At 44.5% G+C, this 14,179-nt stretch carries 14 protein-coding genes; 9 read left to right on the forward strand and 5 right to left on the reverse strand.

All coding sequences use genetic code 11. The annotated features are described in order from the left end of the window. The first annotated feature begins 79 nt into the window (after positions 1-79). From ERX35_RS00465 to ERX35_RS00500, 8 genes are all read left to right on the forward strand, one after another. Positions 80-2,116: a cation:proton antiporter gene (locus ERX35_RS00465; RefSeq protein WP_149457940.1), complete on the forward strand. Its 2,037-nt coding sequence runs from the start codon at positions 80-82 to the stop codon at positions 2,114-2,116. A 108-nt stretch (positions 2,117-2,224) separates the two neighbouring features. Then, positions 2,225-3,052 carry a DUF5068 domain-containing protein gene (locus ERX35_RS00470; protein WP_170234489.1) on the forward strand — a complete coding sequence of 276 codons (828 nt, stop codon included), beginning with the start codon at positions 2,225-2,227 and terminating at the stop codon, positions 3,050-3,052. Between the two features lie 98 nt (positions 3,053-3,150). Next, positions 3,151-3,408, forward strand: coding sequence for a hypothetical protein (locus ERX35_RS00475; protein WP_170234490.1), 258 nt, complete (start codon positions 3,151-3,153; stop codon positions 3,406-3,408). Positions 3,409-3,495: 87 nt separating this feature from the next. After that, entirely contained in the window at positions 3,496-4,932 is a 1,437-nt protein-coding gene (locus ERX35_RS00480) for a motility-associated ABC transporter substrate-binding family protein (protein WP_149457943.1), read from the forward strand. Positions 4,933-4,944: 12 nt separating this feature from the next. Then, on the forward strand, positions 4,945-6,642 hold the full coding sequence (locus ERX35_RS00485; RefSeq protein ID WP_149457944.1) for an immune inhibitor A domain-containing protein: 1,698 nt from the start codon (positions 4,945-4,947) through the stop codon (positions 6,640-6,642). 189 nt (positions 6,643-6,831) lie between these two features. Continuing rightward, entirely contained in the window at positions 6,832-9,216 is a 2,385-nt protein-coding gene (locus ERX35_RS00490) for an immune inhibitor A domain-containing protein (protein WP_149457945.1), read from the forward strand. Between the two features lie 172 nt (positions 9,217-9,388). Further along, the gene (locus ERX35_RS00495; protein ID WP_149457946.1) at positions 9,389-9,928 is read left to right on the forward strand and encodes a GNAT family N-acetyltransferase; all 540 of its coding nucleotides are present in this window, start codon (positions 9,389-9,391) and stop codon (positions 9,926-9,928) included. Further along, entirely contained in the window at positions 9,925-10,377 is a 453-nt protein-coding gene (locus ERX35_RS00500; RefSeq protein ID WP_149457947.1) for a 2-thiouracil desulfurase family protein, read from the forward strand. The genes ERX35_RS00495 and ERX35_RS00500 overlap by 4 nt, the downstream gene beginning before the upstream one ends. Before the next feature lie 28 nt (positions 10,378-10,405). Here the strand turns inward: ERX35_RS00500 and ERX35_RS00505 are convergent, their stop codons facing one another. Beyond that, the gene (locus ERX35_RS00505) at positions 10,406-10,942 is read right to left on the reverse strand and encodes an LOG family protein (protein WP_149457948.1); all 537 of its coding nucleotides are present in this window, start codon (positions 10,940-10,942) and stop codon (positions 10,406-10,408) included. A gap of 51 nt (positions 10,943-10,993) precedes the next feature. On the opposite strand from ERX35_RS00505, the gene ERX35_RS00510 reads away from it, so the two are divergent. Next, on the forward strand, positions 10,994-11,458 hold the full coding sequence (locus tag ERX35_RS00510; protein WP_170234491.1) for a GNAT family N-acetyltransferase: 465 nt from the start codon (positions 10,994-10,996) through the stop codon (positions 11,456-11,458). Here ERX35_RS00510 and ERX35_RS00515 read toward each other — a convergent pair. The 4 genes from ERX35_RS00515 to ERX35_RS00530 all read right to left on the reverse strand — a co-directional run bounded on the left by ERX35_RS00515 (position 11,450) and on the right by ERX35_RS00530 (position 14,112). Then, positions 11,450-11,902, reverse strand: coding sequence for a YaiI/YqxD family protein (locus ERX35_RS00515; RefSeq protein ID WP_342779899.1), 453 nt, complete (start codon positions 11,900-11,902; stop codon positions 11,450-11,452). The genes ERX35_RS00510 and ERX35_RS00515 overlap by 9 nt on opposite strands. Beyond that, positions 11,902-12,564, reverse strand: coding sequence for a hypothetical protein (locus ERX35_RS00520; RefSeq protein ID WP_149457950.1), 663 nt, complete (start codon positions 12,562-12,564; stop codon positions 11,902-11,904). The genes ERX35_RS00515 and ERX35_RS00520 overlap by 1 nt, the downstream gene beginning before the upstream one ends. Before the next feature lie 120 nt (positions 12,565-12,684). After that, a complete protein-coding gene (locus ERX35_RS00525; protein WP_149457951.1) occupies positions 12,685-13,107 on the reverse strand; it encodes a MarR family winged helix-turn-helix transcriptional regulator in 423 nt (140 codons plus the stop codon). Positions 13,108-13,269: 162 nt separating this feature from the next. Beyond that, on the reverse strand, positions 13,270-14,112 hold the full coding sequence (locus ERX35_RS00530) for an undecaprenyl-diphosphate phosphatase (protein WP_149457952.1): 843 nt from the start codon (positions 14,110-14,112) through the stop codon (positions 13,270-13,272). Positions 14,113-14,179 lie beyond the last annotated feature (67 nt).

Raw genomic sequence — 14,179 nt, forward strand, 5'->3', positions numbered from 1 at the left:
TATTCCCTGATCAATTATTAATTAACCACTTATGACTTAACTCTATTAGATGATTAAGAAAACACTGGAGAGGTGAACTATGGAAAGTTTTATCGTAATCATCAGTTTTATTGTAGCTGTCATTATATCAGCTGTCATCCATCATTATTTCAGCAAAATACCGCTTGTTTTTATTCAGATTGGTATCGGCATGCTGATTTTTCTGACGCCCCTCCCGATTCAACTGGAGTTTGAACCGGAACTGTTTCTCATCGGTATCATTGCACCGCTGCTGTTTTTGGAAGGCAATCACGTCTCACGGATCAACCTGCTGAAATATTTGAAGCCGGTCATACTGATGGCCATCGGGCTCGTATTTACGACTGTTATCGGACTTGGTTATATTATCCAGTGGATGCTTCCTGTCATTCCTTTTGCAGCCTGTTTCGCGCTCGCTGCCATTATCTGTCCGACAGATGCTGTCGCTGTGCAGGCTATTGCCAAAGGGCGGAAACTGCCTAAAGGACTGATGACGATTCTTAGCGGAGAGTCTCTGCTGAACGACGCCGCCGGAATTTTAAGCTTCAATATTGCATTAGTGGCACTGACGACAGGTGAATTCAGTGCAACTCATGCAGTACTGCAGTTCGTCATGTCGACTTTCGGCGGTCTTATAGTCGGTGCGATAATCGGCGTTGCTTTTGTGCAGTTCCGGATGTTTCTCATCCGCACCGGGTTCTACAATGAGTTCGTCTTTATATTGATTCAGCTGCTGACACCATTCATTATATATATGACTGCTGAATCTTTTCACGTATCGGGTGTCATAGCGGCAGTCATCGGCGGGATCATCCACGGAATGGAACGCGATAGACTGAGCCAGGCGACAACACGGCTGCAGCTGGGCTACGACAATACGTGGGGGCTGTTATCCACTGTCCTGAACGGCTTTGTCTTCACGATACTCGGATATATTATCCCGGAAGTAACCGTTCATATGATAAATACTGAGTCAGGCCATCTCGGCAGGATTATTTTCTATACACTGCTGATTGCACTTTTTGTCTATATATTCAGGTTTGTCTGGGTCTACTTGCTGTACGACCGTTTCTTTATTCCGGAGAGCAGGTTCGAACGTATACTGAACAATGAATCTGTTGCAAATGTCGAGAAAAGACCTTCACGCTTTAAATATGCACTGCTGGCATCCGTATGCGGTGTTCATGGAACGATTTCGATGGCCATTGCGTTGACCTTGCCGATGAAAGTCTTTCATGATCAGCCGTTTGCGACGAGAGATGATATGCTCTTTATCACAGCAGGTGTCGTCGTCATCAGTCTGATTATAGCGCAGATTGTTCTGCCGCTGTTAACGACATTTGAAGAACGCGTCAGTGTCTCGAAGCTGTCATTCCGGGAAGCGCGAATGATGATGAAAGAGCACGGCCTGTTCTATATCCAGCGTAATTCCGGCCCGGAAAACAGTGTGGCAGCCAGCAGTCTCACCCACCAATATGCCACACAGATCAGCTTCTTCAAGGAAGCAGACGATAACGAGCAGAGTTTGAAGGAGCTTTCAAGATTACAGTCCATTGCGCTTCAGACAGAGATGGAGACGCTGGAGGAATTAACTCAGACCGGTAAAATTACTGAAAGCACGTTCAACAATTACATCACCTATACAGAACGCACAAGAAATTTCGCTTCGTTAAGTTTTTTTGCGAAGCTAACGTTTATTTTTAGAATGCGGAAAAGAAGGACGCAGTTTATGAATCAAGTGAATGCCGCAAGCTCACTTTCCTTCAAAAATAATCTGCTTGAAATAGAAAAGGTAGCGCAAGTCGTTCACTATAAAATTGTAGAACGGTTGTCAGGAGAACTGGTGAAAAGCAACAAAATTGAAATGGCAATGGTGACTGACAGCTATTTGAACCGCATGATTCAGCTGAAAAGAAATGCTACGACAGAGGACATGAATAACAGTGAAACATTACTAGCGCTCGAAGTGCTGAATGTAGAACGCGATTATATTCATCAGCTGGTCGACAAGGAGAAGATCTCATCAGAAGTCGCAGTTGAGCTCAGACAATCGATTAACTATGATGAGATGGTGATGTTAAGTTCAAACGAGCGCTGATGTATCATTAGTTGAAACATGCCTTCTATGATAAAATTAAATTAAAGAAATAGAAGGTGGAGAAACGCAGTGAAGCGACTAATGATAAGCCTAGTTTCAGCATCTCTCATGCTTACAGCATGTGGAAACAGCGACAGTGAAAAAATCAAAGAGAACATTAAAACGCTCGAAAAACAACAAGCTGAAGCAAAAAAGGAATATAAAGCATTAAAAGAGCAGAACAAACAAAAAAATAAAGAGATACAGAATAAACAGCAAGCGCTGGCAAAGCTTAAAAAAGCTAAAGAAGAAGCGCTGAAAAAGCAGATAGCTGAAGAAGAGAAGCAAAAAGCAGAGGCCGAGAAACGACAGGCTGAAGAGACAAAAAAAGCGGCTGCACAGGCAAAAACTGCTTCAGCTGTCAAAGCGGTGATGCCTAACACAATCGAAGCGTCAACGAATGGTACGACCAAACTTGTGATGAAGAAAGATGATGTGCCGTTGAAACTTGACGACAGCGGGATGAAAGTGGATATCGGACAGCTTCAGATTTTTAATGTTAAAGACATGCCTGAGGGGCAGGTGCTGCTGTTTGACGGCGCCACTGAAGGCTACGTCATCATTTATCAGGTGACAGCTGAAAATACGTCAGATCAGACATTGTACTACAATAACAATACGAAACTGACAGCGGGAGATCATACAAAGTTCTCAGATTTTGCATCATTCATCCCAAGTGATTATCAGGAAATGAGCATGAAGAAGAGCAGGACCAATTTCAACGAATATTCCCCCCATGAAAAAACGACGAGCTACAAGTCACTGGCGATTTCAACGGATGATTATGACCAGCTGAAAGCAGGGCAGGCGACTTTAGTCATTCAAGGCGGAATATCTGCTGATAAATTATTCAGAGATAAATCGGGGACAACATCTGAACCGTACGCCTTTAAATAAATGTTTGTACAAATGAGTGTTTGGGAATTTATAAGAAACAAATTGAGAAGAGGTTGATAGTGATGCATGAGGAAAAGTTTGTTCTAATTGAGAACCAGATGATGACATTAAATGAGATCGCTCAGGAGTTAGAAGCGATTACCGGCTATACAGTTAAAGACAGCTTTGGCGATGTGAACCGTATCGTGGCACAGAAACCTAATTTCGATGATGATTTTGAAAGTTTTCTAGTCACTTACGAGTTTAATGAGTCTGATGATATTGTGGATGCGACCATCACAACGCCGCGGCACGAAAATATAGACTTAAAAATAGCAGAAGTTAAATTGCGGCTGCTATCTTATAAATCGCGGTAACTATCATTTAACACTTTACTTTAAACAGAGGTGGTTGTTTAATTAAAGTGTTAATTTTTTTTATGGCAGTCAATTTGGAGAAGATGAATGAAAAAACTATGGATGCTCAGCTTATTATTAACAGGTGGCTGTAGTGAACAGCAGCATTTTACCGCATCAACGTCTCACGCAACAATATTATTTGATACAGCACACGAAGAAACAGCCGGTGAAGCTGACTGGGTCATTGACGGTGCATTTTCAAGTTATGCTGACGCCTTGAAGCGTGCTGGCTACCGCCTTGACGAGAGTAAGGCTGATGCACTGATCACTTATAAGACACTTAAATCACATGATATCTTTGTGCTGCCGGAACCTAATATTCCTTTGAAAGAAAGCGAACAGGCGGCGCTTAAACAATATGCTGAAAATGGCGGCAGCATATTGTTCATCAGTGATCATTATAACGCTGACCGCAACTTGAACCGGTTCGATGCTTCAGAAGTATTGAACGGTTATCGCAGGGGTGCCTATGAAGACCCGGCGAAAGGAATGACAGACGGTGAGCGGCATTCTGCGATGATGTCCGGTGTCTCATCCAGTGACTTCCTAAGTGAAACGTTTGGTGTCAGGTTTCGTTATAATGCCATTGATAATGTCACGATGACAACAATGAAAGATGTCTTCAATATTACGGACGGCGTGAAGAAAGTAGAGATGCATGCGGGTTCAACGATGGCAATCACGGATCCGTCGAAAGCCAGAGGGCTTGTCTATCTGCCTGAATTAACGCATCGGGATGCCTGGTCTCATGCAGTAGATAAAGGTGTCTATAACGGCGGCGGTCAGGACGAAGGGCCGGTTGTCGCGATCAGTAAGGCGGGGAAAGGGAAAGCTGCTTTTATCGGCGACTCTTCCATCGTTGAAGATGCGACACCGAAGTACCGTCGTGAAGATAACGGCAGAACGAAGCAGACTCATGACGGCTTTGATGAGGCGGACCATGAGACACTGCTGATGAATTTGACAGCATGGCTCGCACGCCAGGAGGACTATACGTCATTTCAGGAACAGGATAAGAAAACGCCGCTCCATCGCGATGAGGAACCGGCAGCTTCTGTTGAGCCCCGGAAAGAACCGTGGGCGCGTCCTGAACAAGGTTATTTATGGTACGACCGGACGACATTTGCAGAAGGCAGTTACGGGGCTGAAGGGTCCGATATTTCTGCATCCGATGCAGCACAGGATGACGTTCAGATCATAAGCCCGGACAGTGCCGCGCCGTCAGAAAATTTCCAGATCAAAGTGAGAGCAAGCCGGGCAGTGCCGACAAGCATCGCCTTAGTTATGTCGGACGGTCAGCAGGTCGGACTTTTCAGCGGCAGGCCGCCAGGTGTGTCCAATATATATACGCCGAGACGTGTTAATAATGATTATGAGTGTTATTTTAATGGCAGGATTGCCAGAGAAGCACACGGTCAGCTGTCGATTCAGGTGATTCAGAATAAAAAAGTCGTTGCTACTCAAATGCTGAATATAAATTAGGAGTTTTTGACTATGAAAAAAATAGTGATAGCTGCCCTGCTGCTCTCTCCTCTGACCGGGAATGCAGCTCATGCTGAGGGAGATTACATGCAGACAAAGGCTGACGGTGACAAAGTAGAGCTGAAAAGCAGTGAAAAACTGAAAGTTAACGAGTCGGTCGTCAATATCCATAAGATGGCGCGGACAAGTTCAGTGCCTGCTTTTAAACCGAGAACATACAAGGGTAAAGTGAGAGAGGAGAATGTTCTCGTTGTACTGATGGATTTCCCGGATAGTCCGCAGTCGACACTGACGAAAGGTGATACGCAGAACTATTATGATAACTACACAAAGGCGTATTACAACACACTGTTCTTCGGCAATACTTATAAAGCACCAGATGGCAGTTATTACAATACACTGAAGACTTACTACGAAAAAGCTTCCGGCAGCAGTCTGCGCATTAAGGGGCAGGTCACCGGCTGGTATCGTGCGAAACATCCACTGAAATATTATGGTGATGCCAACGATAAAAATGTAGGTGAACTGATCATGGAAGCTGCAGTAAAAGCAGCAACAGATCCGAAGGTCAATATGAAGCAATATGACCGTTATGATTATTATGATCTGGATAAAGACGGCAATATTTATGAGCCTGATGGTATTATCGATAAAATGGTAGTTATATTCAGCGGTGTGGGTGAAAGTGAAGGCGGAGGCAGACTTGGAAGCCGCTCTATATGGGAACACGTCAGTGAAGTCCCGTTCACAAGTCCGGGCCATCCCCAGACTATTACCGGTACAACGAGCAACTACTCAAAATTCTATAAAAAACGTCTGGCAGTTGCTGAATACGGGATAATGGCTGAAGACAGCACTGTAGGAACGCTTGCTCATGAGTTTGGACATATGCTCGGGCTGATTGATGAATATGATGTTTCTTCAAGTGCCGTGGAACACGGCGGCGAACCGGTACGTTACTGGTCATTGATGAGTTACGGTGCAGATGCCGGTAAAATTCACGGAACGATGCCGGTCAGTCTGAGCCCTCTGGCAAAATCTGACCTGCAGCAGCTGTATGGTGGTAACTGGACGCTCGGCAGTGAGATCAATTACGGGACAATCACTGCAAAGGGCAAGGAATTCCTGCTGGATCAGGCCGGCATTAAAGGCTCAAATAATGATGTAGTCAAAGTGAACCTGCCGCCTATAAAAAAAATACAGGCCGGCAAAGTCATGCGCTATAATCAATATTATCTGCTGGAGTGGCGCAGTCATAACGGACTCGATAAAGGACTTAGTTATATATACGATCCGTTCGGCAAAAACCGCTATGGCAAAGGGCTGGTCATCTGGTATGTCAATGAATCCTATAGGGATAACGGCGATATCATTAAACATCCCGGAAAAAGTCTGCTCGGCGTTGTCGATGCCAATCCTCAGTCGATAAGAAGTAAAGATGGCTACAGCCCTGTGACAGATACCCAAATATATGACGCCGCATTTAACACACGGAATTATGGAAACTATAATTCAAATCCAAATTACTTCTTCAAAAAACCAACGACAGCTCCTAAACCATTGTTCAGTGACAGCAACTACACACAGACCGCTTTAAACCACTTAACATTGCGTGAAGCAGGGAGAGTCCTGCCGCAGCTCGGCCTGAAAATTAAAGTGGTCGATCAGAATAGCGACGGCACTGTAGCAAAAATCAAAATATATAAATAAGCCGGCAGCCATTAATGCACATTATCTTTTATGATAATGTGCATATTTCTAATGAATAAATATACCGTTTTAATCATTTTTGTAACACAATATTAATATCAGAAAATTCAAATAGTTATTTACATTCTTCCATTTTCTATACATAATGGGATTAAGTAAGCTAAACACTATCAAAACGGGGGAAAATCAATGAAGAAAAAAGCAGTAGTGTCATCGTTACTGGCATTGAGTCTAGGGGTATCGGGTCTAGGATTGACGAGCGGCGCAGCTTATGCTGACGAAGCGCTGAAAGTGAAGTCTGCTGATGCATTTACAGGGGAAAGCTTTGACCGCGTCATCGCTAATGAAGAGCGGCTGATTAAGATGCTGAAAGATGAAGGAATCATCAGCAAAAATGCAACCCGTGCCGAAGCAGAAAAGGCAGTCTCTGATTATTTGAACAGCAAACAGGAGACAACAGATAGAAAAGTAAAGAATGAAGGCAAATTCGTTAAGAAATATAAAAAAGTCGATGCTAAAAATGGCAAGGGCAAACTAAACAAATATACAAAAGGCCAGGGCAAGAAAAAAGGTCATGCCGGCAACTTGAAACCTGTTGTTGAAGAAAACTATACAGGAGAAAAACGCACGGACAAAGTGCTGATTCTCGCGATTGATTTCCCGGATTATCAGAACTCAACCATTACAAAAGAAGAGACGGATATGTTCTATGAGGATTATCCGGTGAGTCACTTCCAGGACATGGTGTTCGGACAAAACGGCTATAAAGGGCCGAACGGCGAGAACTTGATCAGCATGAAGCAGTTCTACCAGAATCAGTCAGGCGGCAGCTATGATATTGACGGTCAAGTGCATGGCTGGTACAAAGCCAAATACCCTGCAAAATACTACGGCGGTCATGCCGGTTCGAGTAAAGATGTTAACGCCAGAGCGCTCGTCAAAGAAGCACTGGAGCAGGCTGCCAAAGACCCGAGTCTTAACCTGGCAGACTACGACCAGTGGGATCGCTACGACCTTGATGGTGACGGCGTGCTGCACGAAAAAGATGGTATCGTTGACCACGTGATGATTATCCATGCCTCTCCAGGTGAAGAAGCAGGCGGCGGTAAATTAGGACCAGATGCTATCTGGTCTCACAGATGGAGCCTGGACTTCACGAATACAGGTGAGCCTTATACAATCCCGGGCACGAACTCCGGCCAGAAGCAGTTCGGCGGTAAACTGGCAGTCATCGACTACACAATCCAGCCTGAAGATGGAGCGGCCGGTGTCTTCTCCCATGAATATGGTCATGATCTAGGACTACCTGATGAATACGATACAATCTACTCAGGGAAAGGTGAGCCTGTATCTTACTGGTCTATTATGTCAAGCGGCAGCTGGGCAGGTAAAATCCCGGGGACAGAGCCGTCTGGATTCGATGCTTACATGAAAGAGCAGCTGCAGGAAATGCACGGTGGTAACTGGCAGACGGGCACTGAAATCGATGCCGCTGATGTCACTGCTGCACCGCAGGAATTCCTGCTGGACGAAGCAGCAACTAAAGGAACAAACAATGATGCAGTCCGTATCAATCTTCCAGACAAAGTCACTCAAGTATTGAAACCGGCTGAAGGAGAAAAAGCTTACTTCAGTGGTGCCGGCGATGATTTAACGAACACAGCGACAGCATCAGTTGATTTAACAGGAAAAACAACAGCTGACCTGACATTTAAAGCATGGTATAACATTGAAAAAGGCTATGACTATGCATATGTTCAAGCATCAACAGATGGTAAAAACTGGACAAATATCGCAGGTAACATTACTAATAATGATGATTCTGAAGGTACAGGGGCTAACACCGGCAATGGTATTGACGGCGAGAGCAACGGCTGGGTCGACGCTAAGTTCAACCTTGATGCCTTTGCAGGTAAAAAAGTACAGTTACGTTACCTTTATGTAACTGACGGTGGTTATACAGCACCTGGATTTTATGCTGATGATATTAAAGTGACAGCAGACGGTGCTACTGTATTTGCTGATAATGCTGAAGGAGCATCAAAACTTGAACTGAATGGTTTCTCAGTAAGCGATGGTAAGACGTATGCCAAAAACTACTACTTGCTGCAATGGAGAAGCCATAATAAAGTAGACCAAGGACTGGCACATATTTTAAGAAACGGGTCATTAATGAGCTTCAATACTGGCCTGAACGTTTACTATGTTGACAATAGCTACACAGACAACCATGTAGGTAAGCACCCAGGTTACGGCTTCATCGGAATCGTTGATGCGGACCAGAATGCAGTGAAGTGGGAAGGCACAGTACCTTCAGTCGCTTTTACACAGTATCAAGTACGCGATGCAGCATTCAGTCTGACACCACAGGATCCAGTCAGCCTGAAACTTGCAGATGGTTCAACATTAGTCGACAAAAACTTGCAGTCTAATCCATTGTTCGACGACTCAAAAGATTACTCAGACCCGGCACAGCCTCATGCGGGCAGAGTATTGCCTCATACAGGGCTTAAAGTACAGGTCGTAAGCGAATCTAAAGATAAATCGACAGGTAAAATAGTCATCTACAAGTAATATGAGCATTCCACACCTTGAAATTCCTGCGGACGAAACGAAGTTAACTTCGTTTCGTCCGTATGAGTTCAAGGTGTTTTTTTGTGAGAACAGCTGCATTCATAAGAAAACTGACGAGGGAATGTTTTTGACGGGTGTCTTTTTGCTATAATAGTAAAAAAGGGGTGGGTAGATGATTTATTTGGAGACTGACCGATTACAGCTGCGGGATTTCGTGCCGGAAGATCTGCAGCCATTCAAAGAGATGAATGTGGATCCTGATGTCCGTCAATATTTTCCGGACATTATGAGTTTTAAACGCTCGGAAATGGCATTCCGGCATATGCAGCAGGAGATTGATGCCACAGGTCTCGGCTTATATGCCGTAGAAGAGAAGAAGAGCAGGAAATTCATCGGCTTCATCGGTGTCCAGTATATGGAAGCGACACCGATGTATTCACTTGATATTATGCCGTGCTACGAAATTGGTTGGCGTCTCATTAAATCAGCATGGGGAAAAGGCTACGCGACAGAAGGGGCACGGGCCGTGCTCGACTATGTCCGGCCGCGAATTGACCTGCCGATCTATAGTTTTACAAGCATTGATAATAAGCGGAGCATGAAAGTGATGGAGAAGTTAGGGTTGAAGCAAGTGACGACATTCAAGCACCCGCTAGTCGATCCACGACATCCGATGAGTCTCCAGGTGCTCTATAAGGATGTGGCACAATGATTTTAGTCAGCAGCTGTCTGATCGGCGAAGAAGTCAGATATGATGGCAGGCACCAATTGAATAGCAGCTTAAAGACACTCGTTGATGACGGGAAAGCCATCGCTGCTTGTCCTGAACTCATGGGGGGTTTGCTAGTGCCGCGTACACCTGCTGAGATTATCGGGGGTGCAGGAGAAGATGTCTGGCAGGGGACAGCACAAGTGATGACACGCGATGGTCGAGATGTCACTGCTGACTACAAGGCAGGTGCTGAACGTTTCCTTGAAATATGTCTGCAACACCATATCACAACAGTCATCTTAAAAGAAAACAGTCCAAGCTGCGGATCCCAGGCGATATACGACGGCACGTTCTCAGGCGAAAAAATTGCGGGGGAGGGCGTGACAACTGCCCTGCTGCTTGCTAACGGCATCAAAGTTTACAGTGAGAAAAATTTCATCAACAAATAAAGCGGTATGACGATTAAGTCATACCGCTTTATTGCTGTGTCAAATGATCGAGAAGTCGAACCGGATCATCGTCAAACACGGCGATGTCCAGCTGCGGTGTATCAATAAATCCCTGCTGATTCATATGACGGAGCATGTTCTGCAGCGGCTCATAAAAGGCATGGGTATTCAGCACGCCGACCGGCTTATGATGAAGGCCGATCTGTGCCCACGTGAATATTTCGAAAAATTCTTCTAAAGTTCCGGCACCGCCCGGCATCATAATAAACCCTTCAGCGAGGTCAGCCATCATTTTCTTGCGTTCATGCATCGTCTCTACAATATGCAGCTCAGTAATGCCGGTATGAGCGATTTCTCTAGAATGCAGGAAGCTCGGTATAATACCGATGGCGCTGCCGCCATGAGTCATAACGCTGTCTGCGATCGCACCCATCAATCCTACTTTGCCGCCGCCGTAGACTAAAGTGATATCTCTTGCAGCAAGCTGTGCCCCGAGACGTCTCGCATGTTCCTCGTAAATGGGGGCTCCGGTGCGGGATCCGCAGAATACAGCGACTGTTTTCATATTAACTCTCCTTTATATGATATGATAAGATTATTGAAACGAGGTGTTACAATGCTCAGAATTATGCAGGTCGACCCTTCGATGGAAATTTCATTCCGTCATTATCAGCTGTCGTTAAAGCAGATGTTCTTTGCGGGTCATCCGGCCTATATTATTAACCGTAAGCGTTCCAACTACTTTCCTTTCGTCATTTTGAAGGACGACGAAATTATCGGCGCGTTCGCTCTTGAACGTGGTGCCATACTCTCAGTCATGGATGCACCGAAAACTGCTATCTATCTCCGAGGCCTGTCTTTAGACAGCCGTCATCAGGGGAAAGGTTACTTCAGAAAAGTGCTGCAGGAATTAGAACGCTATATTAACGAACAGGATCCTGACATTACTGACCTTTATTTAATGGTCAACGTCAACAACGACAACGGCTACTATGCCTTCATCAAATCAGGGTTTATTGACCGGCAGAAAACAGTGAAGCAAAGTCTGGTCACTCTTAAAGTACTGTCAAAATCATTGTGATGTCTCGATCAGTGCCAGCAAAGCTTTTTTGAACTGTTTCTTATGTTGGGCCGTGAATTTAGCAGGGCCTTTTGTACGTATTCCTGCCTGACGCAGCTGGCTGGACTGGTGTCGCATCATCAGCAGCTGGTCGATGTTATCATGAGTATAGGCGCTGCCGTTATGGTGCATGACAATGATGTTTTTGTTCAGCAGCAGACTTGCCAGCCCGTAATCCTGTGTGACAACCAGGTCACCTGGCCGGGACAACTGAACAATTTTATAGTCGGCACTGTCAGCACCGTCATCGACATATTGAATAGTGACAAAATCTGGATAGGTATGATGAGAAAAATGATTGAAGTTTCTGACGAGCAGAACTTCAATCATTTTTTGCTGTGCTGTATCGATTACTTCATTGATGACAGGTGAAGCATCAGCATCGATGATAATGCGCTTGATCATTAATACTTGCCGAGTCTTCTGAGATGTTCAGCCATTTCAAGCCGGTGCCGGTTAAATAAAGGCGCATTGGCTGTATTGTCCTCATATTCATGAGCGAGTACACGATTCTCTATGTAGTCATTGACATCGTGGAAAGCATCATGTTCTGTCTGCTGTTTTGCGATCTGCTGATGCAGGAACTGTGTGGCCTGCTTATGGGCCGCAGGAATTTGCTGCTCGCGCTTATCTGCAGCTTTCAGTGCTTTTTTCATTTCTTTTTGGCGCTGTTTCAGTGCTTTCTCTTCCTGAGCATGACGTCTCTCGACTTCTTTTGACAATGTCTGAATCATTTTTTGGTCCTCGTGTTCTTTCTTCTTCTCTGCATGGTCATGCTGGTAGGCGGCTGTTTTATGCTGCAGCTGGTGAGTGGTATGAGAGATAAATTCAGCTGTTCTGACTGTCTTATCTTTAGCGCTGCCTGCTTTATCGGACAGCTTACGGCCGGTCGCAGTTGTTTTGTCGATAGTCATGGCAGCGAGATCTTTAGTCGTTGATAATGTGTGCATCGTTCTGTTGCGCATTCTGATATAGTCCTTGTTATGCGTCAGACGATGACGTTCGGTAATTAATGGTACAAGAACAATAGCACCGACATTGACTGCCGTCTTGATTTTCTGGTTCATGGTAACCTCTCCTTAGTGATGACTGAATAGTTAATTGTACCCTCATTATATATACTATAAACGAGACCGAAAAGCCCCGAAAGACTGTCTGATTTTGTTTCATGGAGAAGAGCTTTACTGCTAGTAATACCGCATGTTGTTGACTATCTTCCGGGAAATGTGCATAAGCGATGCAAATTCACGGGGCGTCAATTTAGCGACAGCGAGCATTTCTTCAGGCACATGATTCAACTGCTCAATTAAATGACGGCCTTCCGCTGTCAGAAGCACATGAACAATTCTTTCATCTTCTTGTGCACGGGCACGTTCAATCAGACCGCGCAGTTCCATTTTTTTGATGATCGGGGTAATGGTCCCGGATTGAAATGCCAGTTTTTCGCCGAGTCTGAGGACTGGAAGAGGGCCTGATTCAAGCAGTACCATAAGTACAAGATAATGCTGATAGCTAATATTATAAGGTTTTAATTTATTTCTGTTATAATGTTTAATCACTTCACGTTGAACGAGATACATCTTATAGGCGACACTGGTTTCTATTGTCATGAGCACTCCTTTATGTATTTATGCATTTTAAATAATATTTTAATGATACCATGCAGAAGTATGAATATAAAGTTATATCTGAGTAACTATGTCATCATTCAATTTTCACCAGCTACAATCAATGTAAAAAAGTGTAAAGGAAATTCCTTTACACTTTTTTTGTTATATATGTCTGCCGATTCCGAAGCCAAAATACAGGACAGCGATAATAGCGACGAGCACAAGTCGGTAAATCGCGAAAGGTATCAACTTAACCCGGCTGATCAGTTCAAGGAATAATTTAATGGACAATAAGCCGAATACAAAGGCAGCGATAAAGCCGACTATATAAAACCATAAAGTATCATGGGTAATATAGTGATAATTGCTCAGCAGGCTTTTCGCGCTCGCTGCTGCCATAATCGGTACAGCCATAATAAACGTGAAATCAGACGCTCCTTTATGAGACATTTTAGTCAGCACGCCCGCTGAAATAGTGGAGCCTGAGCGGGAGAAGCCCGGCCATAAAGCAAGTACTTGCGTCAGACCGATAATCAGAGCCTGCTTGTGCGTAATGCTGTCGACGCTGATTGGATGTTTGACGTTTTTGGCATATAGATCAGCGGCAATCATTAATAGGGCACCGAGTGCAAGGCCGACCAGTACAGTAGGGACAGAGAATAAATACTCGTCGATAAAGTCGTTGAACAGCAGTCCTGCGATACCTGCCGGTAACAGTCCGATAAAAACATGAGATAATTTAAGCCGATGAGCAGTTTTCTGGTTTTTAACGCTCAGCATGTCGACAAAGCGGTGTCTGAATATCCATGCTGCTGCGAAAATTGACCCGAGCTGAATGACTACTTTGAATGTGTTGGCTGATTCTTTTGAGCCTAACACTGCTTGTGAGTGCAGCCACATGTCATCCACTAAGATTTGATGACCAGTTGAAGAGATAGGAGCGAACTCTGTGAGCCCTTCTACAATGCCTAGAATAAACGCTTTTACTAGTTCAAACAGTTCCATTATGTTACCACCTTATATGAAATAAAATACTTCCAAAAGTATAGCATATGTACTTAAAATTCTCTTG

This window comes from Macrococcus equipercicus (assembly GCF_004359525.2).
Classification (GTDB): Bacteria; Bacillota; Bacilli; order Staphylococcales; family Staphylococcaceae; genus Macrococcus; species Macrococcus equipercicus.

Bases quoted from the DNA above. Each gene is read 5' to 3' on its own strand.
- ERX35_RS00465 (WP_149457940.1), top strand. From the start codon at position 80: ATGGAAAGTTTTATCGTAATCATCAGTTTTATTGTAGCTGTCATTATA.
- ERX35_RS00470 (WP_170234489.1), top strand. From the start codon at position 2,225: ATGCTTACAGCATGTGGAAACAGCGACAGTGAAAAAATCAAAGAGAAC.
- ERX35_RS00475 (WP_170234490.1), top strand. From the start codon at position 3,151: ATGATGACATTAAATGAGATCGCTCAGGAGTTAGAAGCGATTACCGGC.
- ERX35_RS00480 (WP_149457943.1), top strand. From the start codon at position 3,496: ATGAAAAAACTATGGATGCTCAGCTTATTATTAACAGGTGGCTGTAGT.
- ERX35_RS00485 (WP_149457944.1), top strand. From the start codon at position 4,945: ATGAAAAAAATAGTGATAGCTGCCCTGCTGCTCTCTCCTCTGACCGGG.
- ERX35_RS00490 (WP_149457945.1), top strand. From the start codon at position 6,832: ATGAAGAAAAAAGCAGTAGTGTCATCGTTACTGGCATTGAGTCTAGGG.
- ERX35_RS00495 (WP_149457946.1), top strand. From the start codon at position 9,389: ATGATTTATTTGGAGACTGACCGATTACAGCTGCGGGATTTCGTGCCG.
- ERX35_RS00500 (WP_149457947.1), top strand. From the start codon at position 9,925: ATGATTTTAGTCAGCAGCTGTCTGATCGGCGAAGAAGTCAGATATGAT.
- ERX35_RS00505 (WP_149457948.1), bottom strand. From the start codon at position 10,942: ATGAAAACAGTCGCTGTATTCTGCGGATCCCGCACCGGAGCCCCCATT.
- ERX35_RS00510 (WP_170234491.1), top strand. From the start codon at position 10,994: ATGCTCAGAATTATGCAGGTCGACCCTTCGATGGAAATTTCATTCCGT.
- ERX35_RS00515 (WP_342779899.1), bottom strand. From the start codon at position 11,902: ATGATCAAGCGCATTATCATCGATGCTGATGCTTCACCTGTCATCAAT.
- ERX35_RS00520 (WP_149457950.1), bottom strand. From the start codon at position 12,564: ATGAACCAGAAAATCAAGACGGCAGTCAATGTCGGTGCTATTGTTCTT.
- ERX35_RS00525 (WP_149457951.1), bottom strand. From the start codon at position 13,107: ATGACAATAGAAACCAGTGTCGCCTATAAGATGTATCTCGTTCAACGT.
- ERX35_RS00530 (WP_149457952.1), bottom strand. From the start codon at position 14,112: ATGGAACTGTTTGAACTAGTAAAAGCGTTTATTCTAGGCATTGTAGAA.